Source organism: Bizionia myxarmorum, assembly GCF_008086205.1.
GTDB classification, from domain to species: domain Bacteria; phylum Bacteroidota; class Bacteroidia; order Flavobacteriales; family Flavobacteriaceae; genus Algorimicrobium; species Algorimicrobium myxarmorum.
The window spans coordinates 101,026-125,699 of the sequence record NZ_VSKK01000004.1 but is presented as its reverse complement, the minus strand read 5'-3'; the positions used below and the strand labels follow the sequence as shown (position 1 = coordinate 125,699).

The following is a 24,674-nucleotide window of genomic DNA, read 5'->3' as shown; positions in this document are numbered from 1 at the left end:
GGGTATTAAGTCCTGTTGTATTTCCAAAAGAAAGGCATATATTTGCCGACTAAAAACAATGAAGTTTTTCAAATATTTAAGGTCGCTTCTTGATTTTAGACTCCGAAAAAACCCTTAATATCTAGCTTCAAAATCACCAGGAATGAAAAAGTTTTTGAACATAAATAAAATTTTCGTCATTCTATTTTTTAGCTTTTTCAACTTTAGTTTTTCGCAAGTTCGGGAACAAAAAAACGATTCAACACCTGAAGTTTACAAAAAGATTGAGGATTTTTCGGGAAAATCAAAATCCACCAAATTCTTGCATCGTTTAATTTTTAAGAAGAAAAAGAAAACTGTTAACCGAACGAATCCGACTTTAAAACAAAATTACAGTCAGGTTGAAGGAAAAATTATTAGACAAATACATATAGATAGTCATGATCCTTTTGGCTATTCGCTTACAGATACGACGGAAGTTGCTAATAACTGGTTTGAGAAAGCCGGAAATAAAGCACATTTAAAGTCGAAGGATTTTGCCATTAAAAACTTTTTAATTTTCAAAAAGAATAAACCTTTAGACAGTCTTTTAGTTATAGAATCTGAACGATTAATTCGGGATCAGAAATTTATTCGGGATGTGAAAATTGAAACAAAAGCCGTGGCTGGAAGTCCGGATTCTGTGGATGTTTACATTACTACCTTGGATTCTTGGAGTTTGGTTCCAACGGGTTCCCTCTCTAAATCAAAAATGAAATTAAAACTTCGGGATTATAATTATTTAGGACTAGGGCATCAAGTTAAAGTAAGTTTTGAGAATCGGTTTGACGACGGTAAAACAGCTTATGATGTACTGTATTCCATGCCTAACTTTCAAAACACTTATATAAGTACAGCTGTTGGATATACAACAGATTTGGACGGCTATAAGCGTAAATATTTGGATTTAGAAAGACCTTTTTATTCGGCTTATGCCAAGTGGGCTGGGGGGTTTTATGTAGATGAACAAATTATGCAGAAATGGCTACCAGACTCTAATGATGATTTATTTGCCCAAGATTTTAAATATCAGTCGCAAGATGTTTGGGCTGGTTTTTCTTTGCAACTCTTCAAAGGAGAATCTGAACGCGAACGAACGACCAATATCATTACTGCTGGGCGCTTATTAAATATAAATTATAGGGAAAAACCTGCCGTTGAATTTGATAGTATTGGCTATTTTTCAAATGAAACTTTTTATTTAGGAAGTATTGGAATTTCATCTAGACAGTTTATTGAAGACACCTATATTTTTAGAGATGGTGTAACTGAAAACGTGCCTATTGGTAATATTTTTGCCGTTACTGCTGGTAATCAATATAAAAATAAGCGAAACAGATTGTATTTAGGAGCAAAAATGGCCCACGGAAATTATTATAAATGGGGTTATTTTAGTGCGAGTATGGAGTATGGTACGTTTTTAAATGAATCTAAACTGGAACAAACAACCTATTCCTTTACGGCCAATTATTTCACGAATTTAATTCCCTTGGGCAGTAAATGGAAAATGCGTCAGTTTATAAAACCGCAAATTTTAATTGGAACGAATAGACTAAATTCTGTTGGCGACCGATTGACCATTGATGAAACGAATGATTTTCAGGATTTTTATGATTCAAATAATTCGCTAAACACGAGTACGGGAATTCCAGATTTTGACAGTAATTTATTAGGAACATCAAAATTTATGTTATCTCTTCAAACACAATTATATCCACCTTGGGAATTTATAGGCTTTAGGTTTAATCCGTATTTTAACATGAATATGGCTCTATTGGGTGATGAGAACACACGCATTATTTCCAGCAAAATATATTCGTCATTTAGCGTTGGTGTGATTTTGAAAAACGACTATTTGGTTTTCAATTCCATTCAATTATCACTTACCTATTATCCAAGTATTCCAAATGAAGGAACAAACATATTTTCCGCAAACGCCTTGAGTATGGACGATTTTGGACTTCAAGGTTTTGAATTAGGAAAGCCTGCGCCTGTTTGGTATAATTAAAAAGACGCAGTCATTTTTAGTTTGAAGTGCTTCAGAAATAATAATAATTAAATTCCACGGTCGTCATTTCTATTCGCCCATTTTCGGTATGCTTTGTATTGAGAATCATCTAAAATGTCTTTTAAAATTTCATCCTCTTTTTTGATGCGTTCGTTAGCCGATAATTTATCATAGGGATTTTCAGTGTCCATGTTCCAATCTTTTAAAGCCTTTTCATAACGGTCCATCTGATTTTGGGTCATTTTAAAGGTTGTAAATAAATCTTGTTTTCTTTCAGGATCATCTAAATTCCAGTTAACAACTAAACTGTCTTCCGTAGAACTTAACCTGTATTCCTCTTCTTTAAAATTACCACTTTCTTTGTAGTTGGTGGTTTTTGTTAACTCCTCATTCATCGGATTGGGTTCAACATCTGCACTTTTGGTAGCTGTTTCATTTTTACAAGAAACTACAAACGTAAATAATAGGATAGCCAAAATATTAAATTGCATTTTCATAATGATCTAGTTTTAAAGATTTTAATAAAAATACCGTTATAAATTGAATTGTCTTTACTTAAATGACATAATTGTTGACGCTATATTTTTTCAAATGATTTCAACAGAGGATTTTTTCATTTAAAATTGTAAACAAAAAAAAGCCAGAAAATTGATTTCTGACTTTTTTAATTATTTAAAAAACTAAATATTTTAAAATAGAAAAAATAGTTCAGACTATTATTCTACCGTTAAAACTAAATCATCCTGCATGACCATAGTACCTTCTTGTAAAACTACCGTTTTTACTTTTCCAGCTTTAAAAGCGGTAACCGTTGTTTCCATTTTCATGGCTTCAATAATAAATAACGGATCATTTTCTTTTATTTCCTGACCGCGTTTTACTAAAACTTTAGAAAGTGAACCTTGTAATGGCGCTCCTATATGTTTCGCATTTTCAGGATCAATTTTCATGTTTTGTTCTGTTGTAATGTTTAAAGATCTATCTAAAACTTCAACAAATCTATTTTCACCATTTACACTAAAAAACACAATTCGGATGCCCTCTTCATTGGGGATTCCTACAGAAAGTAATCTAACAATGATTGTTTTTCCAGGTTCTAGTTCAATAAAAATTTCTTCACGCTGCTTCATGCCGAAAAAGAAATTCTTGGTTGGTAATAAAGCTAAATTGCCGTAAAGCTTGTAGTTTTCATGCGCTTGTTCAAATACTTTAGGATATAAAGTATAAGACAAGAAATCTTCTATTTCAAGCGATCTTGTAAAGCCTTTTTGAAATTTATTTTTGAAATCTTCAAATTCTAAATCAAAATCTATAGGTTCTAAATGGGCATTCGGTCTGTCTGTATACGGTATTTGATTTTTAAGAATAATTTTCTGTAATTTTTCTGGAAAACCGCCTTCAGGTTGTCCTAAATCACCTTTAAAGAAACTGATAACCGATTCTGGAAAGGATAATTCGCCACCACGTTCCATAACGTCTTGTGGTTTTAAGTTGTTGGTCACCATAAAAATGGCCATATCACCAACCACTTTACTACTTGGCGTTACTTTAACAAGATTTCCAAACATTTTATTAACCTCGGCATACATTTTTTTAACCTCTTCAAAACGATCACCCAATCCTAAAGCAATGGCCTGTGGACGTAAGTTTGAGTATTGTCCGCCCGGGATTTCGTGTTGGTAAACTTCAGCTGTTCCAGCTTTTAATCCGGATTCAAAAGGGTAATACATTTCTCGTGTATCTTCCCAGAAATTAGAAAATTGATTGAGCGTTTCCATGTTAAAATCTTGGGCGCGTTTTTCATATTTCATCATTTCCACAATGGAATTGAAGTTGGGTTGCGATGTTAGGCCGGATAAACCACCTAAAGCCACATCAACAACATCAACGCCAGCCTCAATAGCTTTTAAATAGGTTGCGGTTTGTAAAGATGAGGTATCATGTGTATGTAAGTGAATAGGAAGTTTTATCGTGTCTTTTAATGCTGCAACCAATTCCGTAGCTGCGTACGGCTTTAATAAACCGGCCATATCTTTAATGGCAATCATATGTGCACCCGCATTTTCAAGATCTTTAGCTAATTGCGTATAGTATTTCAGATTATATTTGGTTTGATTCACATCTAAAATATCACCGGTATAACTAATGGCTGCTTGTGCAATTCCACCTGTTCTATTGCGAACATAATTGATGGAAGGTTCCATGGCTTTTACCCAGTTTAGGGAATCGAAAATCCTGAAAATATCCACACCATTTTCCCATGATTTCTCTACAAATTTTTCAATAAGATTATCGGGATAAGCTTTATATCCAACGCCATTACTACCACGAAGTAGCATTTGAAATAGAATATTTGGAACCGCTTTTCGCAATTCACGTAAACGTGTCCAAGGACTTTCATGTAAAAAACGCAAACAAACATCAAAAGTAGCACCGCCCCAAACTTCCATACTAAAGGTGTTTGGATGATTTTTGGCATAACTTTCTGCGACTTTCATCATATCAAAAGTTCGCATACGGGTTGCTAATAAAGATTGATGCGCATCCCGCATCGTGGTATCCGTATAATGGATTTTTGGATCATTTTTAAGCCATTCACAGAATTTTTCTGGGCCTAACTCCGTTAGTAAGTTCTTGGTGCCTTTTGGATACGGATCATTGATGTTGAATTTCGGAACTTTAGGATTTCGAAAGACTTTTTTATCATCTTTATTTTTAACATCCGAATTTCCATTAACAATAACTTCACCTAAAAATTGGGTTATTTTTGATGTTCGATCCTGTGGTATTTTAATATTGAAAAGTGCTGGTGTATTTTGAATGAAATTAACAGTGACAGCACCCGCTTTAAATGTGTCATGTTGAATAACATTTTGTAAAAAGTGAATATTTGTTTTAACGCCACGAACACGAAATTCCTTTAAAGCACGAACCATTTTTCGGGTAGCGCCATCTAAAGTTCTACCATGAGCAGACACTTTTACTAGCATAGAATCGAAAAAAGGACTCACGCTATACCCTTGATAAATACTTCCGGCATCCAGTCTGATTCCCATTCCAGCCGCACTTCTGTAGGTGGTAATGGTTCCATAATCTGGCGTGAAATTATTAGTCGGGTCTTCAGTTGTTAAACGACATTGTAAAGCAAAACCATAGGTTCTTAAACTGTCTTGTTCGTAAATCTTAATTTGTTGATCTGATAACTTGTAGCCACCTGCAATAAATATTTGTGTTTTCACCAAGTCAATGCCCGTAATCATTTCGGTTACGGTATGTTCTACCTGAATTCTTGGATTCACTTCAATAAAGTAAACATTATCATTTGGATCCACTAAAAATTCAACGGTACCAATATTGTTGTAATTAACCTCTTCAGCAATACTGACAGCGTACTTATATAAAGATTGCTTAACTTTTTCTGAAACATTAAAAGATGGTGCAATTTCAACTACTTTTTGATGACGACGCTGTACCGAGCAATCGCGTTCAAATAAATGACGAATATTACCATGGTTATCAGCAACAATTTGAACTTCTATATGTTTCGGGTCTTCTACATATTTCTCCAAAAACATCGTATCATCTCCAAAGGAATTTAAGGCTTCATTTTTGGCTGATTCAAAATTTTGTTCTAAATCTTGATATTTTCTAATAATTCGCATACCGCGACCACCACCACCAGAAGCGGCTTTTAACATCAATGGGTAACCAATTTTCTCGGCTTCAGAAATAGCGATTTTTAAAGAACTTAATGGGATTTCATTGCTTTCAATAATAGGAACGTTACATTTTACAGCGATTTTTTTAGCACTAATTTTATCGCCCAAAGCATCCATAACTTTAGGGTCTGGACCTATAAATATAATGCCATTGGCGGCACATTTTCTGGCAAACTCTGAATTTTCCGATAAAAAACCATAACCTGGATGAATAGCATCCACATTTTTAGATTTGGCAAGTGCAATAATTTCGTCACTATTTAAATACGGTTTTAAAGGTTGGTTGTCTTCACCTATTTGGTAGGATTCATCTGCTTTATTTCGGTGCTGGGAATACCGGTCTTCAAAAGTATAAATTGCAACGGTATCTAAATTTAACTCGGTACAAGCACGTAAAATACGAATAGCAATTTCTCCTCGGTTGGCAATTAATACCTTTTTGATTTTCATTTTTTATCAGTTTATTTGATGATATATGGGTTTTCATTTTTGTAATTTCTAACAATAAAATCGATTGCATTTTCTAGCAATTCGCCCATATTTTTAGATTTTTTAAAATTAACATCGCCAACAAGATCGAACAATCCTGTTTTAAGTTGTTTTATTTTTGCAGGTGTTGATATTTTATCTGCTTTCATACAACTTAAAAGGTGTTCCAGACGCTCATGCTCAACAGTAGCACGTTTGGCGAGTAAGGAACGCTCTTCTTTTTCATATTGATCAATAGATTCGGGTGCTAAAACTTCCAAACTTAATTTTACAAGTGCGTTATTTTCTTTTAAAAATTGCGGTTTATAAACTTTAGGATTGCCTTCATAACTTTGCTGGTCAAAATCCACAGCACGAATTCGGTATTGAATACGATCAAAATCTTGAGTAATTACAACCACATAATTATAAGAACGCATATCTGCCAAAAGTCGTACAAAACAACGTTCATTAAATTTTACAAATTCTTTGGCTAGCGCGCGTTTATCTTGGTCAGATAATTTATCTAAATGGTCACTAATAAAGGTGTCTCCAGCAATTCCCGATATATGTTCTTCCACCAAAGTGTCTTGATGTACCAAAAAAGTAATATGATTTGGCGATAGTAAATGCTCCAATTCTAACCCATAAATTCGGGAAGCATCTGCTTTTTTAACATACAGATATAAATAGTTGTCGTTTAATACATTTCTAACCTTAATACGAAACGGTTTGGTGTTTCCAAAGGTGCAAAAATCAATGCTATCAATATTTAAGTAGGGAATAATGCTGTCACTTCCGTCAGAGTGAAGGATGGAATACATTTGTTTTAAACTGTATTCTATTTCGTTACGTTCATGTTCAGCAAAATAGGTGCTGATCCAAAGGGTATCGTTATCATTTTCATCTAGAATTTCTACAGCGCCTTGAAAGCGGAGTAAATCATCATAAAAAATGGGGATTTTAATATTTCGGCCCTGCGCAGTCAGATATTCCGACAATGAAGGCGTGATGGGATAAGCTGGTTTTTTTTTTGAAATGAGTTTTTTATCCACGATGCTTTAGCTTATCGTTCGAAGATAATTTTTAAATCATTTAAAAGCAACAATCCACACTCAAAATAAATAAAGGGATTCTATTTATTCAATTTCAACGCCATTAGTTGTAAATGAAAATGATTTATTACCCAAACCACCAATCATAACCGCTTGGAAAATAGGGTTTAATTTGCTACTACCATACCATTCAATAACAAAATTAGCGCCAGATCCGCCGGTTTTATCTTCTTCATCTACCACATATTCTATGGTTTCAAAAGTGTTTAAAAAGATAGATTTTTCAATGTAATTTCGAACTAATTTTCCTTGAGTATTGTAATAATCAATGCGACTAATAAATAAGGTGTCTGTTTCACTCGTGTTATGAATACTTAATGTGGACGTTAATAAAGTGCGGTCGTTTCGGGTACGTTGGTAAATATCAGAGTATACAGGAACATATACTTTTTTTGTTTGATAGGCGCTATCGGCTGTTGCCGACTTATTTTCCAATTCATGCTCTGTAGAAACACTATCTCTTTCTTCTTTCAAATTGGCATTATTACAGCTAAATACGACAAGAAATAAAATGGAAAAAATAACAAGGTTATGTTTCATGTTAATAGTTGTTTTTGAAATATGAATGAGATAAATACTTACGTAAATATAGATAAATCTTAAAAAGCACAACCGTGATTAGCTTGTTTTTTTAAGGTTGAAATCACAATTTACAAACTCTTTTTAAGCGTTTGTAACTCCACACCAAGACTATTAAACATAGTTGTAATACTGCTTATTTTTAACTCTTCTTGATCGTATTCTTGGGTATTAATGCTGCAGGTAAACTCCCAAAGTTCCAACACTTCATCAATGGGAATTTCGTAGGGTTGGTAAAGTGGATTGTCGGAAACCAAAAGTAAGTTGTTCGATTCTTTAATCTGGTTAAAAACCCGTTTGTAAACCATGCCATCATTCAACGTTAACAACACATAAGTTTTGTTGTTTGAAATATCATTTCGGTCTTCAACAAATTTCCCGACAATATAAGAGCCTTCTTTTAGTGGCAACATGGAATCTCCTTTAATAGGAAATGCCCGATGTTTTCCAGATGGTAAAAACGGTAGTTTAATTTTCTGTAATTGCTCAATATATTCCGGATCATCATAACCTGATAAATAACCAGCAGAGGCTTTTATGGGAACCACTTCAATTAAATTTTCGTTATCCGCATCCACCGTTATAGGAAATAAAACACGGGTGCTGCCAATTTCAATAAAAGAGGTGTCTTTAGACTTGGTTAAATCATTTTTAATCAGAATATCCACCGGAATTTTAAAGTAATCTGATAACTGAATTAGCATCTCGATAGTAGGCGTAGAGCGGCCTTCTTCATAAGAACTAATTCTAGAGCGCGCAACTCTTAAGTCTTCTGCAAATACTTCTTGGGTTAAACCTTTGAGGTGCCGAAGGTGGCGAATGTTTTTAGTTATATTTTTCATAATGCTACAAATGTAAGCAATAATTGCTTAATAATGTAGCTAACTTTGCCATATCAAAATGTGCCTGATAAAAAATAGTTTCACGTGAAGAAATTATTAATTCCGAACACCATCTAGCAGTTAAAAAAGCCAATAGAAATAACCCCATGAAAAAGCAAATGTTACATCTGGATTTAGATACCTTTTTTGTGTCTTGCGAACGCTTAATTGATAGTCGCCTACAAAAACGACCTTTATTAGTCGGTGGAACTGGCGATAGAGGTGTGGTGGCAGCTTGCAGTTACGAAACCAGACGTTTTGGTGTGCATTCTGGAATGTCTATGAAAGTCGCCAAACGTTTGTGTCCAGAAGCAGTGGTTATTCGTGGCGATTCGTCTATTTACACCAAATATTCGCATATGGTTACCGAAATTATTAAGGAGCGTGTGCCAGTATTTGAAAAAGCGAGTATTGACGAATTTTATGCCGATTTAAGTGGCATGGATAAATTTTTTGGCAGCTATAAATATGCTTCAGAATTGCGTCAGAAAATTATAAGCGAAACAGGATTACCTATTTCCTTTGGTTTATCGGCCAACAAAATTGTGTCGAAAGTTGCTACAGGTGAAGCGAAACCCAATAACCAATTGCGGATTGATAGTGGATTTGAAAAATCATTTTTAGCGCCTTTGTCTATTCGGAAAATTCCATCGGTTGGCGAAAAAACCTATCAGATTTTAAGAAATTTAGGTGTCGATCGCGTGAGCGTGGTTCAACAAATGCCATTAGAAATGATGATTAGCGTTTTAGGTGTAAACGGGAAAACCATCTGGAAACGTGCCAATGGTATTGATAATCCGCCATTAATCCCGTTTCATGAGCGTAAATCTATTTCTACGGAACGCACGTTTACTAAAGATACGATTGATGTGGTAAAACTCCGAACCACCATTTTTGCTATGGCAGAAAATTTGGCATTTCAACTGCGTCGAGCTGATAAATTAACAGCCTGTATTGCCGTAAAAATCCGCTATTCAGATTTTAATACCTATACCAAACAAATCAAAATTCCCTATACGAGTGCAGATCATATTTTAGTTCCTGCAGTTTTGGAATTGTTTGATAAACTGTACCAACGTCGTTTACTCATCCGTTTGGTAGGTGTTAAATTCACCCATATTGTAACAGGAAATTATCAGATTAATTTGTTTGATGATACCGAAGAGATGTTGAGCCTTTACAATGCCATGGATACCATTCGGAATAAATATGGCGAATTAAGTATTCAACGCGCAGCCTCTATGGGAGCAAAAACTATTGGACGTTTCAAGAATCCATTTAATGGCGAACCACCAGTAATTTTAGCACACCGAAAACACTAATGTATCTTAATTGTCACTCATATTATTCTCTACGTTATGGCACATTTTCAGAAGTTGAACTTTTGAAAATGGCTCAAGAATATGGCGTGCAACATATTGCTTTAACAGATATTAATAATACATCGGCTTGTTTAAACTTTATTAGAAAAGCGAAGGATTATAACATCAAACCCGTTGTAGGAATCGATTTTAGACATGGAGCCAAACAGCAATTTGTTGGCATCGCAAAAAACAACGCAGGTTTTCAGGAGCTTAATGATTTTTTATCGGAATATGCACATCAGAAGAAAACACTTCCAGAAATGGCACCACATTTTAAAAATGCTTTTGTGGTCTATCCATTAGAACAAGTCATGCTTTTAGAAAAAACGAAATTTGAGGATTTTGAATTTATAGGCATCAGTATCAGCGATCTTAAAAAACTACCGTTTACGTTATATAAAGACTATATCGATAAGTTGGTGGTTCAGCAGCAAGTGACTATTCGGAATAAAAAAGATTTCAATGCGCATCGCTTATTACGCGCTATTGATAATAATACGCTGTTGAGTAAATTATCGAAAACCGAGGAATGTAGCGAAACGGACAACATGTATTCACTGGATAGATTATCAGACTATTTTCAACTGTTTCCTTTCATTTTAACCAATACGAAGCAATTGTTAGATGCGTGTTCTATTGCATTTAATTTTGGTTCCGATAGAATTTCGCAAAATCAAAGTATCTATTTGGAGTCTGAAATAGCGGATTCCGAATTATTAAGAAATCTCTGCGAACAGAAAATCTACAGACGTTATTCCAATCCTTCAAAGAAAGTAAGAGAGCGACTAGAAACTGAACTCAAAACGATTGAAGAGATGAATTTTGTGTCCTATTTTCTCATTAATTATGATATTGTAAGTTACTCCAAAAGTCAAGGTTATATTCATGTAGGACGCGGTAGTGGAGCGAATAGTATTGTGGCGTATATTATAGGAATTACAGATGTAGATCCTATAGAATTAGATTTGTATTTTGAACGTTTTATCAATCCGTTCCGTAAATCGCCTCCCGATTTTGATATTGATTTCTCTTGGAAAGAGCGTAACGATATTACCGAATATATTTTCAAACGTTTTAAACATGTCGCTTTATTAGCCGTTTACAACACCTTTAAATATCGTGCTGTGGTGCGCGAATTGGGGAAAGTTTTCGGGATGCCCAAGGAAGACATCGATAAAATAAGTACAGGTAGATATCAAACACCAGAAATTGATGAAATTGGTGCTTTGGTGATTAAATATGGCGAATTGATTCAGGGTTTCCCAAATTATGTAAGTGTCCATTCCTGTGGGATTTTGATTTTAGATAAACCCATTCATTACTATTCCGCAACTGATATGCCTCCAAAAGGATTTCAAACCGTTCAGTTTGATATGATTATAGCCGAAGATGCTGGAATCTTCAAATTTGATATTCTAGGGCAACGTGGATTGGCAAAAATAAAAGATACGCTGGAAATTATAAAATACAACCAACCAGAAGCACCAGAAATTGATATCACAGATGTTGAAAAATTTAAAATTGATCCCAAGGTCAATGCCTTATTAAAAAACGGTAAAGCAACAGGTGCGTATTATGTGGAATCGCCTGCCATGAGAGGCTTGATGTGCAAACTTCAAACCCAAGATTATTTAGGTTTGGTAGCTGCGAGTTCTATTATTAGACCAGGCGTTTCGGGTTCAGGCATGAAACAGGAATTTATAAAACGCCATAGGAATCCAGAACGCAGAAAAGATGCCAATCCTATGTTGTTGAAAATTATGCCTGAAACCTATGGCATTATGGTCTATCAAGAAGATGTGCTGAAAGTGGCCAATCAATTCGCAGGATTAACATTGGGTGAAGCTGATGTATTACGTCGTGGAATGAGTGGAAAATTCCGTTCCAGAGCCGAATTTCAAGCCGTTGAAGATAAATTTCTAGCCAATTGTAAAGCCAAAGGCTATCCTGATACGCTGACTTTTGAAGTGTGGGAACAAATAAAAAGTTTTGCTGGTTATGCGTTTGCAAAAGGGCATTCGGCTTCCTATGCTGTGGAAAGTTACCAGAGTTTATATTTAAAATGTTATTATCCGTTGGAGTTTATGGTAGCTGTTTTAAATAATGGTGGCGGATTTTACAGTACCGAACATTATATCCATGAAACCAAAATGTGCCAAGGAATTGTAAAAGCGCCTTGCATTAATAAAAGTGATCATCCGAATAGGATAGAAGGCAACACGATTTATCTAGGTTTTGGTTATTTAAAAAATTTAGAAAGCTATACGGTAAAACGTATTCTTACTGAACGCCAATTGTATGGGCAATTTAAATCCTTGGATAATTTTATTGATCGCGTGGTGATTAGTATTGAGCAATTAACCATTTTAATCCGAATCGGATCTTTTGATTTTACAGGAATTACCAAATCTGAATTACTTTGGAATGCTATTTTTAAGGTGAATAGCAGCAAAGCCAAAACTTCTCAAAAGCAATTATTTAAACCCAATCATAGGACGTTTAATTTACCAAAACTCAACTCCAGTTGGTTGGAAGATGCCTATGACCAAATGGAATTATTAGGTTTCCCATTATGTGATTATTTTGATTTAATTAATGAACCTATCAAATCGCATATAAAAGCAAAAAACATGTTGACCCATAGTGGGGAAAATGTGTTGCTATACGGCAAATTGGTAAATACCCGATTTCATAAAGGTGCAACGGGAAAATTGATGCGCTTTTGCACGTTTGTAGATGATGAAGGTTGTTATTTTGATACGGCCCATTTTCAGGATACGGTAGAAAAATATCCTGTTAACGGGATTGGAATTTACGCTTGTTATGGTAAAATAACGAAAGAATATGGTTTTTGTAGCGTGTCTATTATTTGGACACAAAAAATGGCTTTAAAAACGGATCCACGGTTGAATTAGTTTTTTTAAATTGGGTAATCAATCGCTAAAACTTCAAATATGCGGTCTTCCTTGGCGAGTTTTAAAATGGCTTGTTCGCCTACTTTTTTATCCGTTAATAAACGTGCGATAGGTGAAATAAAAGAAATCTTTCCTTTGGCAATATCGGCTTCATCCACACCAACAATTTGATATTGCTGTGATTTTTTAGCAGATTCAATTTTTAGAGTAATCAAAGCGCCAAATCGGACTTCATCTTGTGGCTGTTTGGTTAAATCGACAATTTTAGCTGTAGATATCCGGTTGTTCAGTAACTGTAATTTAGCATTTATATGATTCACGGCAATGCGTCGTTCCTTTTCATTTGTGGGATCTAAATTTTCTTTTTCATGAGCAAACTCTTGTCTTTCGGCTAACAATTCATCCATGCCATTTTGCGTTACGTAGTTGGTTACACCATCTGGCAAATCTGCTCGTGGCGCTACAAAAGGTACTTCTTCTTGATCATCTTCTTTAACAAAACCTCTACTCATAATTTATATGCTGTCTTTTTTATTCTCGATTAATTAATGGTTAGACTATAAGATATAAATAATTTTACAATTGCATAAATTTTATGAGGATTAAAGCGGACTTCATCATAAAAAACAGGTATACTCTCTGAAATTTAAAAAGGCTGTAAATAGTAATTTACAGCCTTTTTTTGAATAATAATCAAAGATTATTTCTTCTAAATAAGTTACGCCCTAGATTTGCGTTTCTTCATTTTTTTATCCTCTTCCTTTTTAAGGATTTTTTCCTGTTTCTTCGCGTTTAATTCTGCTTTTGTAAGTTTTGTTCTTAATACAGCCATGATATAATTATTTTTAGTTTTTATAAAATGAACATTGCTTGAACTCTAAATTCCTATCATATTTTAAATACGAGTAGCCGTATTCAATATGTTTTAATTTGAATAACTGCCGTTAGAAATATGATAAAAGAGTTGATCAGGCACACTCGTTGCACCTGATTAATGGAGGAAGATTATTTTGCGTTTTCGAGACATAGCAAAATATAAAGAAGAACAAAACAAACTGTTAATTAGCGTCTCGTAGAAACTATCCAAGTATGTTCTTTTTATGTAATACATATTACTATTGTAAATAGATTTTAATAGTGGTAAAAAGTAAACATAGCCCTTAAATACCATCTTACCTAATTTAAAGCTAGACTTTAACTATTGAAGTAACTTAAGAAATTTGTTTAAAAAGAAAGCGGGGTAATTCATGAAAATTATCCCGCTTTATACTGTATCATATTTTATAATTAGATGCTTTTTGCTCCAGCTTCTGCTAATGTAATATTTATAGTGTTTTATTATTTTTTAGGTCAGATATAAAGATACAAAGAGAAGTGATTCAAACGCTTATTAAAATCGTTCAAAGACTTATGAAAACAGCCCAAATTTTCATTTTCATTAAATATAAGCGCTACTTCACTCGGATTAAATCCAAATTTATTTTTAAAAGCAATACTAAAATTGGATAAGTTGCTATAGCCAAAATCCAAGTAAATATCCGAGGGTTTTAATAAACCAATTTCCAGCGTTTCTTTCGCTTTTTGAAGTCGTTTGTCTAACAGCCATTTTCCAGGTGAAACTTTATATTCATCTATAAAATGACGTTCGAAAGTGGATAAACTCATGTGACATAAAAAGGCGATTTCTTCCAAATTTAAGTTAGAATGTATTTTGCTTTCTACAATTTTTTCAAATGCAGATTTTTCATTTACAACCAAGGATTGTAAAAAAAGTTCAAACTTTTTGCCATATTTCTGAATTAAATAAAGCATCAATTCTTCAAATTTTACGGCTAATAAATTCTCCATAAATAGTGCAGGTGCCTCACTTATTGTTGCTAATGAATTTAAATATGAAGTGATATATGCGTCATTCCTAATAATAAAGTATGGAATTTCATCTTTAATCAATTGTTTGTTTCCCGTGTGTTTTTCTAAAAACTCTTTTAGTTTTTTTCAGAAAAGAAGAATAGTTTGCAGTAGTAAATTGTTTCTGTATCTAATAACTCCGTCCAAAGCCAATTTCCTTTTTTTAGTAATAAGGATTGGTCTTTATTAACAGCAACAGATGTTCCAGCAAAAATGAACGTGCTTTTTTCCAACTTGAAGAAAACTAAACATATTCATACCTAAATTCACCTTACTTTTTACAACGTCATGTGTCATTTTGAAATCGTAAACGAATAAATCAGGTTGTTTGTTTTTATTCGAAATATAAATTTCCGGTATGTTTTCTATAGGCATAAACTTCTGTTTTTACTCTGAATTTTAAAATTATTGGATTTTCTAAATTACTAAAAATGACGGTCTTTCATTAAAAATAATTCTTGAAATGAAATTGGATGTTTTCCAATAAAGCACTAGCGTTGAAGATTATGAATACTAGCAATTAAAAAACAATAGGTGCAAGGCTTTCGTTTCTGACATTGGCTGTATATTAGCGGACTTAAAAAGAAGCCATAAAAGTATTTCCAGTCTGTAATAATTAAAATAGCCTATGAAACGTTTATTTTCAAACTTATTATTCAAAGTTTTTTTAGCCATAGTTTTAGGTATTCTTTTCGGTTTGTATTTGCCAGAATCGTTTAATAGAATTTTCACAACCTTTAATGCCTTTTTTGGTCAATTTTTAAATTTTGCCATTCCCTTAATTATTATGGGATTAATTATGCCAGCCATTTCCGACTTGGGTAAAGGTGCGGGTAAATTACTGTTGGTAACGGCTGTTATTGCCTATGGATCAACCCTTTTTTCAGGCTTTATGACGTATTTTGCAACTTCCAATATATTTCCCCAGCTTTTACAGTCTCATGTAAAAGATGCGGCGCAAATTGCCGATTCTGGACGGGAATTATTACCCTATTTTAGTATTACCATTCCGCCTGTATTGGATGTTATGTCGGCTTTAGTTTTGGCTTTTGTTATTGGATTAGGCCTATCCTATCAAGAAAAATCGAGTTTAAAGTTTGTGGTTAAAGATTTTCAGAAAATCATCATGCAATTAATTGAAAATGTAATTGTGCCACTATTACCATTGTTTATTTTGGGTATTTTTGCTAGTATGGCTTTTAGTGGAAAAGTGTTCTCTATTTTATCTGTTTTTATAAGTATTATTGGTGTTATTTTTGCTTTACATATTTTATTGTTATTGCTTCAATATACCATTGCAGGAGTACTCGTTAAAAAGAATCCTTTAAAATTATTAGGAACCATGATGCCGGCCTATTTTACTGCTTTAGGCACGCAATCGTCTGCAGCTACTATTCCTGTTACATTAGAGCAGGCTATGAAAAATGGTGTTTCAGAAAAAATTGCTGGATTTGTTATTCCTTTGTGTGCAACTATTCACTTATCTGGAAGTATCATGAAAATAACGGCTTGCGCGATGGCCTTAATGATTTTAGAAGGAATGCCCTTTAGTTTTGCACTTTTTGCTGGTTTTATTTTTATGTTGGGAATTGCCATGGTTGCCGCGCCCGGCGTACCTGGAGGGGCGATAATGGCTGCTGTAGGTATTTTGCAATCTATGCTAGGCTTTAACGAAGAAATGTTAGGGTTAATGATTGCTTTATATATTGCTATGGATAGTTTTGGTACAGCCTGTAACGTTACTGGAGATGGTGCCATATCTATTGTTGTAGATAAAATAACGAAAGAAAAACTGGTTGCTTAAAAAGAAACGATTATCAGCCATTTTGGAGACATAATTATATATTGCAGTTAACGTTTAATCGGTAAACTAAAAGCAAAGAAGTAGTAGGTTTTTCAATCTTAAAAAAAAATGTTTTTTAGTAAAATTAAAAATTAGTGGTCGTAAACAATCGATTAACGTTTTAAAGTAATAATTAGCATATCACATTATAATTAAAAAGCAGTTAAGATTTCTTCCGAAATTTTAACTGCTTTTTTGAATGTCTTTTCTAATTTTATCTCGTCTATATGCTAGCGAACTTAATGATGAAAACGTGCTATTTTATGTCGTGATAATCCATCCAAGATTTTATGCGTCCAACTAACATATTCAAATAGTTTTCTGATAAAAATATATTAGACCAATCAAAGCGCTGGGCTTGCACGCCCAGATAAAATAAAAATATAGAAGCACCTGCTTCTGGTAATAATGCGATTTCGCTTTCTAATAGTTTTCTTTCCGATTGGTAGCCATTTAAAAAATGAGACTTTTTTAATTCATAGTTATTTTTATCCGATTCAATAAAGAATAACTGTTTACAGAAATAGCCAATATCTAAAATGAACGGTCCATTTCCACAATTATCAAAGTCGAAAAGAGTAATTTCCCTATCACTTGCAACACTCAAATTATCATACCAAATGTCCAAATGAACAATCCCTTTTTGACGTTCATTCAATGAATAGTTGTCAAATTTTCCAGAAATAATTTCACTCATACTTTTAAATAATTTCATAGATTCTAAATCTTCATTGAAAAACGATTTTAAATAGTTGTAAGATTTTTCTAGAAGAACTCCGTTGGTATATTGAACTCTATCAATTTTTTTATGGGTTGTAATTTTGTGCATGTTAGCCATTATCTTACCAATTTCAAAACAGGTTTCATTATCCATAAACCGAATTTTATCGCCAACTGCAAACGAAAAAAGCACGACATAACGCTTGCCTTCAGGTGCATTAATTTCTTGAATAAAATCACCGTTTTTATCCGCAATAGGAAATGAAACGGACAGATTTTCATTTTTAAGAAGAACTAATAGTTTAAGCTCTTCTTCAATTTCTCTGAGCGTTCGCCAGTTGTAACAATAAACGCGAACGACATGTTTAGCTTCGGTATTCGTAATAAAGTAAGTATGATTAATGCCTGTTCGGAATAATTTGCAATGAGAAGTTTCAGGCAGACTATATCTATCCATTATAAAGATGCCCAAATCTATTTCGGATAGGGTGGAAGCTGTTACTGGAAAGGAGTTCATTAAACAAAATGTTTTTTTGAATGCTTTTGGATATAAAAACGCGGATTCTTACTAAAGAATTTTCTTCAGAAAAAACCCGCGCTTTACTTTATGAGTTAATAGAAATTAGCTTTTTTTTTACGGATTTGTAGACCATAAAGCGGCGCTTTTAAGCATAGCGCGTCTTGGTAATTTTAAGCCTGCAATAATTAATTCGGCAAAATCTTCAGGTTGTAAAACGCTGTCTTCAGAATCTTTAGTAGCAATGCCCAATTCAATAGACATATCGGAGGCAATGGTGCTTGGCGTTAATGTGCAAACGCGAATATTATGTTTTCGTACTTCTTTCATTAAAGCTTCAGACATACCAATAACCGCAAATTTAGATGCCGAGTAGGCAGATGTGTTGGCATTTCCATTAAGTCCGGCTGTAGAGGATACATTTATAATATCACCTTCGTTTTGATCAATTAAATGAGGTAAAACTTCTTTGGTTACAAAGTACATGCCCATTAAATTGGTCTGAATAATTTGACTCCATTCTTTCACATCCATGTCGTTAAATGATCCAAAAGCGGCTATTCCAGCATTGTTTACCAAAATATCTACGGTGCCAAACCTATCAATAATGGATGCAATACCTGTTTTTACATCTTCATAATTACCCACATCAAATACCGCGTAAATAGCTTTGACGCCTAATGCTTCTAATTCTTTAACGGTTTCTTTTAAAACGTCTTCACTTCGGCCAGTAATAGCTATATCAATGCCTTCTTGTGCAAATGCAACTGCTGTAGCTTTACCCAAACCACGGCTTCCGCCTGTAATTATGGCTTTCTTATTTTTTAAACTTTTCATGTCTTGTTTTTTCATGTTTCATTTTTGAAACCTTTTTAATTGCATTTCAAAAACGTACTGTTTTTCTTAAAGTATCAAATTTAAGCAATACTGCGTAGAAATATCCTGCTCTAATAATTTTTTATAATGTAAACTATAAGAATGTTTGCAATGCGGATAATTTATTTCACTAGAAGCGCTCTTTTTCAGTGTAAAATGCGTTAATAGTTTAATAGAAGTATTATTTTCACATTTTATGGAAGAAATGGAACTTTATGAAAATTCAAAACAATAAACGTTGGATGATTATTTATGGTGTTACAGCAGCCTTATTAATTATCGTTAATTATTTATTAAACCTGGAGATCTTCGATTCTTGGGCGGAGTACATTCCATTTATGAAAAAGTTTACGTTAAGCTTATTCCTAATTTGCTTAATCTTCCTGATCAGTAAAATTATTGCTAAAATTATAACCAAACAAGATTATTTGGAAGGTGATAGTTATAATCTACTGCGCATAGTTAGGTTTTTAGCTATCTTTTTAAGCCTTATTGTTGGCGCAGCCTTTTTATTCCAAAACTTGGTAGCAGCCGCGGTAAGTTTCGGTTTAATTTCTTTGGTTTTAGGTTTTGCCCTGCAAGCTCCAATATCCTCATTTATTGCTTGGATTTATTTAATTTTTCGCCGCTCGTATTTGGTGGGAGACCGGATTCAAATAAAAGGGTTCCGCGGTGATGTTATAGAGATAGGTTATTTGGATACGTCCATACAAGAATGTAGTGGCGATTATTTGGTAAATGACCGCATTAGTGGCCGAATAATAAGATTTCCTAATAGTTTAATTTTACGAGAAGAAATTATTAACTACTCTGGGTTTGAAGCACCTTTTATTTGGAATGAGACCCCACTTCAGGTTGCTTATACCAGTGATTTACAGTTTATAGAAAATTGCTTGTTAGAAGCTTCTAGAAGGGATTTTAAAGAACGTTATCCAAATTTGGCGGATAAAAAGCACCTGCAATGGGATCCAGCCGTATACTTTAGAATCAACTCTTTTGCTTGGATGGAAGCGGTGATTTCTTATCCCGTAGAACCCAAAGATACCACAGACAGACGAAATCGTATTTTAAGATATGCCTTACCTTTGTTGAATGCAGCACCAGAAAAAGTGAAGTTTCCAGAAGGTTCATTAAGATAATACGCTGCTAAAACTGAAATCAATTATAAAAAAAGTAAAATCCATAACTGAATAAATCACCTTATTATAAATGAAAGCCCACCTATGAATACGGATTTAAAAGTGAATAAGCCAGTGCCATTGGCGTTTAATGAAAATCAATTAGTTTTTAATTTAGATTCAGATGCTAGACCAATAATAAAAGAATTAACAAAAGGGCAAACTGTGCTTATTGATGGTGCTTTTGGTGATGGCATGTTGCTTTTACAGGAAATCCATAATTATTTAAAATCAAAGTTTCCAAACAAATCCTTTAAGGAGCAGCAAGCATATCGAGCTGAATATAGAAAGCTTTCAAATTTAGTTTTGTTAGAAGTGGTTAATCAGAAGCTAGCCGCAAAAAAATCGCCTAAAATTGGTTGGCTTGAGAAATTTTATCCAGAAAACAATCATTTCTTTTTAACTTTTCCGCAGGTACAAGGATTAAATAGCGCTTGGCAATGGTATAAAAATGGCATTTCTATTCCTGTTTTACGGAATAAAATTCATCCTTATTACGGAACCTATTTCCCAACACGTTTTGAACATTTAGAACTTTTTGATAATTGGTTGAAACGTTACGATGGACCAAAAAAAACAGCCATAGATGTTGGCGTAGGCTGTGGCGTATTATCGCTTCAGATGCTTCAGCATGGTTTTCAAAAAGTATTTGCTACCGATATCAACCCCAATGCTATTATTGGATTGCGTGAGTTTATGGGAACAACAAAGCTATCTAGAAAACTGGAATTAGATTTCGGATCTTTATTTGGGAAATGGGAAAAACCAACTGAATTGATTGTTTTTAATCCGCCTTGGTTGCCAAGTTCGCGCAGTTTGGATAGGTTGGATGAGGCTATTTATTACAGTAAAAACTTATTTCCAGATTTCTTTGCTGAAGCAAAAAAGCGCCTTCTACCTGATGGGAGAATAGTGGTTATTTTCTCAAATTTAGCACAGATAACACAAGTAACAAAAGAGCATCCTATAGAATTGGAATTAGCCGACGGTAATAGATTTCAACTAGAAAAATGTTTTAAGAAATCTGTTAAAACCGCTTCAAGTAATACCAAAAGAGATCAGCATTGGCGCGCTTCAGAAGAAGTGGAACTTTGGATTTTAAAGCATATTTAAATTTCCTTTTTTCGTAAATTGCAGCCATGATAAATAATTTTGAAAATGAATTTTTTGGCATTGGAATTCAAAATGGTAAAACACCTGAAAATCTAGGTGTGCTTTGGCGTTCAGCTCAAAATTTAGGTGCTAGTTTTATCTTTACTATTGGAAATCGTTATGCCAAACAAGCTTGTGATACGCATAATGCGGTAAAATCTATGCCTTATTTTCATTATGAAAACTTTGATGATTTTTTTCAGAATCTTCCAAAAGGCGCCCGAATTGTTGGTGTAGAATTAACAGACGAAGCCGAAAATTTAGAAACATTTCACCACCCCAGACGTTGTGTTTATTTGCTGGGTGCGGAAGATCATGGTTTATCTAAACAAGCCATTGAGAAAAGCCATTTTTTAGTCAAATTTAAATCGGAATTAAGCCTCAACGTCTCCGTAGCAGGAAGTATTGTTATGTATGATAGGGGAATAAATAAACCAAGGTTGTAACTTTGCCTTGATAAAATGTTACGTGTATGAACCATAAAGCCGGATTTGTAAATATTATAGGGAACCCAAATGTGGGGAAGTCAACCTTGATGAACGCTTTTGTGGGTGAAAAATTATCGATTATTACATCCAAAGCACAAACTACACGTCACCGTATTTTAGGGATTGTAAATGGAGACGATTTTCAGATGGTTTTATCGGATACGCCTGGAATTATCAAGCCAGCTTATGAGCTTCAGGAATCTATGATGGATTTCGTGAAATCTGCTTTTGATGATGCGGACGTGCTTATTTATATGGTGGAAATAGGTGAAAAGGAACTTAAAGATGAAGCCTTTTTTAATAGAATAACCGGTTCCAAAATTCCCGTTTTATTACTTCTAAATAAAATTGATAAATCTGATCAAACACAACTAGAAGAACAAGTTCAAGCTTGGGCCTTAAAAGTGCCAAATGCTGAAATATTTGCTATTTCTGCTTTGGAAGGTTTTCAAGTAAAAGAAGTGTTTGGTAGAATTATAGAATTATTGCCAGAATCTCCAGCATTTTATCCTAAAGATCAATTAACAGATAAGCCTGAACGGTTTTTTGTAAATGAAACTATTCGGGAGAAAATCTTGATACATTATAAAAAGGAAATTCCGTATGCTGTTGAAATTGATACGGAAGAATTTTTTGAGGAAGAAGAAATTATCCGCATGCGTTCCGTAATTATGGTCGAGCGCGAAACTCAAAAAGGTATTATAATTGGCCATAAAGGTTCCGCTTTAAAACGTGTTGGAATTGAAGCTAGAAAGGATTTAGAGAAATTTTTCGGCAAGCAAGTTCATCTAGAACTTTATGTAAAGGTTAATAAAAACTGGCGTAGTGATCAACGCCAATTGAAGCGTTTTGGATACAATCAATAAAGCTATTCCTTTATAATTTTATTCATAAAGTCATGCAATTCATGCATTTGGTCTTTACTGGAATCACGACCTATGCGTCCAGCAAAATAGAGTCCAACCCAAATAATGACCATTAAAAGCATAATGCCAACTTGAATAGCATATTCGTTTTTCAGAGTCCAATTGCTGTAGGCCCAAATTCCAAAGCCTATAAATAATCCTGCTACAATAAAGTGAAAAAACATAAACATGGTCCAAACTGTTGGGTTTGGTCCAAATAGTCCATGTAATATGGCAGTTTCATGATTAACTTCATTTATTTCCAAATGCAATTGCGGTGACCAAAAATGCTGTTTGGCTGTTGGTAACTTCAGAAATATATGATCGTCAATGATAGCAATAACATAATCTTTTTGTGTTTTTTTGGCGTCAGCAAACAATTGAATAACCGCCGTATTAGGTTGGTCTAATTCCTTCTTAAAACGCGGGCGTAAAACGATATCTTCTCTTTGTAAACTCATTATTATCTGACTGTTAGGTAGTATTTGGAATTGAAACGTTAAGTTTTTTTTCTGCAATGCTATTTTAAAGATGCACTAAATATAACGAAATCATTAGCTTATCATTATATTTGCACAAAATTTTGTAATAAGATGAGTAATATCGTAGCTATAGTTGGTCGCCCAAATGTAGGAAAATCAACCCTCTTTAACCGTTTAATACAACGTAGAGAGGCCATAGTTGATGCCGTAAGTGGTGTAACTAGAGACCGCCATTATGGTAAAAGTGACTGGAATGGCAAAGAATTTACCTTAATTGACACGGGAGGCTACATAAAAGGAAGCGACGATGTTTTTGAAGCTGAAATTGACAAACAAGTAGAAATAGCTATTGATGAAGCTGATGCCATTCTTTTTATGGTAGATGTAGAATCTGGTGTTACAGGAATGGATGAAGACGTTGCCAGATTATTGCGCAAAGTGTCGAAACCTGTTTTTTTAGTCGTAAATAAAGTAGATAATGGTAAACGCCATGAAAATGCGGTAGAATTCTACTCATTAGGTCTAGGTGAATATTTCACCATTGCTAGTATAAATGGTAGTGGAACTGGCGATTTGCTAGACGCTCTAGTAAAAGCCTTACCTGAAACAGTAGAGGAAGAAGAACACGAATTACCGCGTTTTGCAGTGGTTGGTCGTCCAAATGCTGGAAAATCATCATTTATAAATGCCTTAATTGGTGAAGATCGTTATATAGTAACGGATATTGCTGGTACAACGCGTGATTCTATTGATACGAAATACAACCGTTTTGGTTTCGAATTTAATTTAATTGATACCGCAGGTATTCGTAAAAAATCGAAAGTTAAAGAAGATTTAGAATTTTACTCGGTTATGCGAAGTGTGCGCGCTATTGAACATGCAGATGTATGTTTAATTGTTCTAGATGCTACCCGTGGTTTTGATGGTCAAGTTCAAAATATCTTTTGGTTAGCAGAACGCAACCGTAAGGGAATTGTAATTCTTGTAAATAAGTGGGATTTGGTAGAAAAAGATACTAAAACTACTAAAGAATTCGAAACATATATTAGAAAAGAATGTGAGCCATTTACAGATGTGCCCATCGTATTTATTTCCGTTTTAAACAAACAACGTATTTATAAAGCTATTGAAACCGCTGTTGAAGTTTATAATAACCGAACTAAAAAGATTAAAACAAGTAAGCTAAACGAGATAATGCTCCCAATTATAGAGAATTATCCACCACCAGCTTATAAAGGTAAATTTGTTAAAATTAAATATATCATGCAGTTGCCTACACCGCAACCACAATTTGCATTTTTCTGTAATTTACCTCAATATGTACGTGATCCGTATAAACGCTTTTTGGAAAATAAACTTCGGGAACATTTTGATTTCCGAGGCGTTCCTGTAAGTGTTTATTTACGTAAAAAATAAAATAACACCCAAAAGCATTTTTTTAAGGTTAAACCCATTTTTAGTTTTAAATGGGTTTTTTTATAGAATACCTACTCATAAGCAGCCATATTATAACAAAAGTTTATGCTTTTTTTAAGAAA

At 33.9% G+C, this 24,674-nt stretch carries 18 protein-coding genes and 1 pseudogene; 9 read left to right on the top strand and 10 right to left on the bottom strand.

The annotated features are described in order from the left end of the window. The first annotated feature begins 142 nt into the window (after window positions 1-142). Window positions 143-2,026 carry a BamA/TamA family outer membrane protein gene (locus ES674_RS13485; RefSeq protein ID WP_148404850.1) on the top strand — a complete coding sequence of 628 codons (1,884 nt, stop codon included), beginning with the start codon at window positions 143-145 and terminating at the stop codon, window positions 2,024-2,026. 47 nt (window positions 2,027-2,073) lie between these two features. Here ES674_RS13485 and ES674_RS13480 read toward each other — a convergent pair whose 3' ends face one another. From ES674_RS13480 to ES674_RS13460, 5 genes are all read right to left on the bottom strand, one after another. Beyond that, on the bottom strand, window positions 2,074-2,523 hold the full coding sequence (locus ES674_RS13480; RefSeq protein ID WP_148404848.1) for a hypothetical protein: 450 nt from the start codon (window positions 2,521-2,523) through the stop codon (window positions 2,074-2,076). Between the two features lie 219 nt (window positions 2,524-2,742). Continuing rightward, window positions 2,743-6,195 (bottom strand): pyruvate carboxylase, encoded by a 3,453-nt coding sequence (locus ES674_RS13475; RefSeq protein WP_148404846.1) that lies wholly within the window; start codon window positions 6,193-6,195, stop codon window positions 2,743-2,745. Between the two features lie 11 nt (window positions 6,196-6,206). Beyond that, window positions 6,207-7,268, bottom strand: a complete 1,062-nt coding sequence (locus ES674_RS13470) for a hypothetical protein (protein WP_148404844.1) — start codon at window positions 7,266-7,268, stop codon at window positions 6,207-6,209. A gap of 84 nt (window positions 7,269-7,352) precedes the next feature. Beyond that, window positions 7,353-7,868 carry a DUF3124 domain-containing protein gene (locus ES674_RS13465; protein ID WP_148404842.1) on the bottom strand — a complete coding sequence of 172 codons (516 nt, stop codon included), beginning with the start codon at window positions 7,866-7,868 and terminating at the stop codon, window positions 7,353-7,355. Window positions 7,869-7,978: 110 nt separating this feature from the next. Next, on the bottom strand, window positions 7,979-8,749 hold the full coding sequence (locus tag ES674_RS13460; RefSeq protein WP_148404840.1) for an XRE family transcriptional regulator: 771 nt from the start codon (window positions 8,747-8,749) through the stop codon (window positions 7,979-7,981). Between the two features lie 146 nt (window positions 8,750-8,895). On the opposite strand from ES674_RS13460, the gene dinB reads away from it, so the two are divergent. Together dinB and ES674_RS13450 are read left to right on the top strand one after the other, a co-directional pair. Further along, window positions 8,896-10,110 carry a DNA polymerase IV gene (gene dinB, locus ES674_RS13455; protein WP_148404839.1) on the top strand — a complete coding sequence of 405 codons (1,215 nt, stop codon included), beginning with the start codon at window positions 8,896-8,898 and terminating at the stop codon, window positions 10,108-10,110. Then, on the top strand, window positions 10,110-13,067 hold the full coding sequence (locus ES674_RS13450) for a DNA polymerase III subunit alpha (RefSeq protein ID WP_148404837.1): 2,958 nt from the start codon (window positions 10,110-10,112) through the stop codon (window positions 13,065-13,067). The genes dinB and ES674_RS13450 overlap by 1 nt, the downstream gene beginning before the upstream one ends. A 5-nt stretch (window positions 13,068-13,072) precedes the next feature. On the opposite strand, the gene ES674_RS13445 is transcribed toward ES674_RS13450, so the two are convergent. Together ES674_RS13445 and ES674_RS15780 are read right to left on the bottom strand one after the other, a co-directional pair. Then, entirely contained in the window at window positions 13,073-13,579 is a 507-nt protein-coding gene (locus tag ES674_RS13445) for a GreA/GreB family elongation factor (protein ID WP_148404835.1), read from the bottom strand. Between the two features lie 940 nt (window positions 13,580-14,519). Continuing rightward, window positions 14,520-15,350 (bottom strand): annotated as a pseudogene (locus ES674_RS15780) (helix-turn-helix domain-containing protein); the annotation flags it as partial. A 253-nt stretch (window positions 15,351-15,603) separates the two neighbouring features. Here ES674_RS15780 and ES674_RS13435 point away from each other — a divergent pair. Further along, window positions 15,604-16,779 carry a dicarboxylate/amino acid:cation symporter gene (locus ES674_RS13435; protein WP_148404833.1) on the top strand — a complete coding sequence of 392 codons (1,176 nt, stop codon included), beginning with the start codon at window positions 15,604-15,606 and terminating at the stop codon, window positions 16,777-16,779. Between the two features lie 295 nt (window positions 16,780-17,074). On the opposite strand, the gene ES674_RS13430 is transcribed toward ES674_RS13435, so the two are convergent. Next, window positions 17,075-18,055 (bottom strand): phosphotransferase, encoded by a 981-nt coding sequence (locus ES674_RS13430; protein ID WP_148404831.1) that lies wholly within the window; start codon window positions 18,053-18,055, stop codon window positions 17,075-17,077. A 117-nt stretch (window positions 18,056-18,172) separates the two neighbouring features. Next, window positions 18,173-18,892, bottom strand: a complete 720-nt coding sequence (locus ES674_RS13425) for a 3-ketoacyl-ACP reductase (protein WP_148405020.1) — start codon at window positions 18,890-18,892, stop codon at window positions 18,173-18,175. A gap of 254 nt (window positions 18,893-19,146) precedes the next feature. On the opposite strand from ES674_RS13425, the gene ES674_RS13420 reads away from it, so the two are divergent. From ES674_RS13420 to era, 4 genes are all read left to right on the top strand, one after another. Further along, window positions 19,147-20,070 (top strand): mechanosensitive ion channel family protein, encoded by a 924-nt coding sequence (locus ES674_RS13420; RefSeq protein ID WP_148404829.1) that lies wholly within the window; start codon window positions 19,147-19,149, stop codon window positions 20,068-20,070. An 84-nt stretch (window positions 20,071-20,154) separates the two neighbouring features. Then, window positions 20,155-21,222, top strand: a complete 1,068-nt coding sequence (locus ES674_RS13415) for a methyltransferase (RefSeq protein WP_148404827.1) — start codon at window positions 20,155-20,157, stop codon at window positions 21,220-21,222. Window positions 21,223-21,248: 26 nt separating this feature from the next. After that, complete coding sequence (locus ES674_RS13410; RefSeq protein WP_148404825.1) at window positions 21,249-21,707, top strand: RNA methyltransferase; 459 nt, start codon at window positions 21,249-21,251, stop codon at window positions 21,705-21,707. 26 nt (window positions 21,708-21,733) lie between these two features. Further along, window positions 21,734-22,615: a GTPase Era gene (gene era, locus ES674_RS13405; RefSeq protein ID WP_148404823.1), complete on the top strand. Its 882-nt coding sequence runs from the start codon at window positions 21,734-21,736 to the stop codon at window positions 22,613-22,615. Between the two features lie 2 nt (window positions 22,616-22,617). Here era and ES674_RS13400 read toward each other — a convergent pair whose 3' ends face one another. Beyond that, on the bottom strand, window positions 22,618-23,115 hold the full coding sequence (locus tag ES674_RS13400) for a GTP-binding protein (protein ID WP_148404821.1): 498 nt from the start codon (window positions 23,113-23,115) through the stop codon (window positions 22,618-22,620). A gap of 132 nt (window positions 23,116-23,247) precedes the next feature. Here ES674_RS13400 and der point away from each other — a divergent pair, with 132 nt between their 5' ends. After that, window positions 23,248-24,552 (top strand): ribosome biogenesis GTPase Der, encoded by a 1,305-nt coding sequence (der, locus tag ES674_RS13395; protein ID WP_148404820.1) that lies wholly within the window; start codon window positions 23,248-23,250, stop codon window positions 24,550-24,552. Window positions 24,553-24,674 lie beyond the last annotated feature (122 nt).

Coding starts and splice junctions, on each gene's coding strand:
- ES674_RS13485 (WP_148404850.1), top strand. CDS start 143: ATGAAAAAGTTTTTGAACATAAATAAAATTTTCGTCATTCTATTTTTT.
- ES674_RS13480 (WP_148404848.1), bottom strand. CDS start 2,523: ATGAAAATGCAATTTAATATTTTGGCTATCCTATTATTTACGTTTGTA.
- ES674_RS13475 (WP_148404846.1), bottom strand. CDS start 6,195: ATGAAAATCAAAAAGGTATTAATTGCCAACCGAGGAGAAATTGCTATT.
- ES674_RS13465 (WP_148404842.1), bottom strand. CDS start 7,868: ATGAAACATAACCTTGTTATTTTTTCCATTTTATTTCTTGTCGTATTT.
- ES674_RS13460 (WP_148404840.1), bottom strand. CDS start 8,749: ATGAAAAATATAACTAAAAACATTCGCCACCTTCGGCACCTCAAAGGT.
- dinB (WP_148404839.1), top strand. CDS start 8,896: ATGAAAAAGCAAATGTTACATCTGGATTTAGATACCTTTTTTGTGTCT.
- ES674_RS13450 (WP_148404837.1), top strand. CDS start 10,110: ATGTATCTTAATTGTCACTCATATTATTCTCTACGTTATGGCACATTT.
- ES674_RS13445 (WP_148404835.1), bottom strand. CDS start 13,579: ATGAGTAGAGGTTTTGTTAAAGAAGATGATCAAGAAGAAGTACCTTTT.
- ES674_RS13435 (WP_148404833.1), top strand. CDS start 15,604: ATGAAACGTTTATTTTCAAACTTATTATTCAAAGTTTTTTTAGCCATA.
- ES674_RS13430 (WP_148404831.1), bottom strand. CDS start 18,055: ATGAACTCCTTTCCAGTAACAGCTTCCACCCTATCCGAAATAGATTTG.
- ES674_RS13425 (WP_148405020.1), bottom strand. CDS start 18,892: ATGAAAAGTTTAAAAAATAAGAAAGCCATAATTACAGGCGGAAGCCGT.
- ES674_RS13420 (WP_148404829.1), top strand. CDS start 19,147: ATGAAAATTCAAAACAATAAACGTTGGATGATTATTTATGGTGTTACA.
- ES674_RS13415 (WP_148404827.1), top strand. CDS start 20,155: ATGAATACGGATTTAAAAGTGAATAAGCCAGTGCCATTGGCGTTTAAT.
- ES674_RS13410 (WP_148404825.1), top strand. CDS start 21,249: ATGATAAATAATTTTGAAAATGAATTTTTTGGCATTGGAATTCAAAAT.
- era (WP_148404823.1), top strand. CDS start 21,734: ATGAACCATAAAGCCGGATTTGTAAATATTATAGGGAACCCAAATGTG.
- ES674_RS13400 (WP_148404821.1), bottom strand. CDS start 23,115: ATGAGTTTACAAAGAGAAGATATCGTTTTACGCCCGCGTTTTAAGAAG.
- der (WP_148404820.1), top strand. CDS start 23,248: ATGAGTAATATCGTAGCTATAGTTGGTCGCCCAAATGTAGGAAAATCA.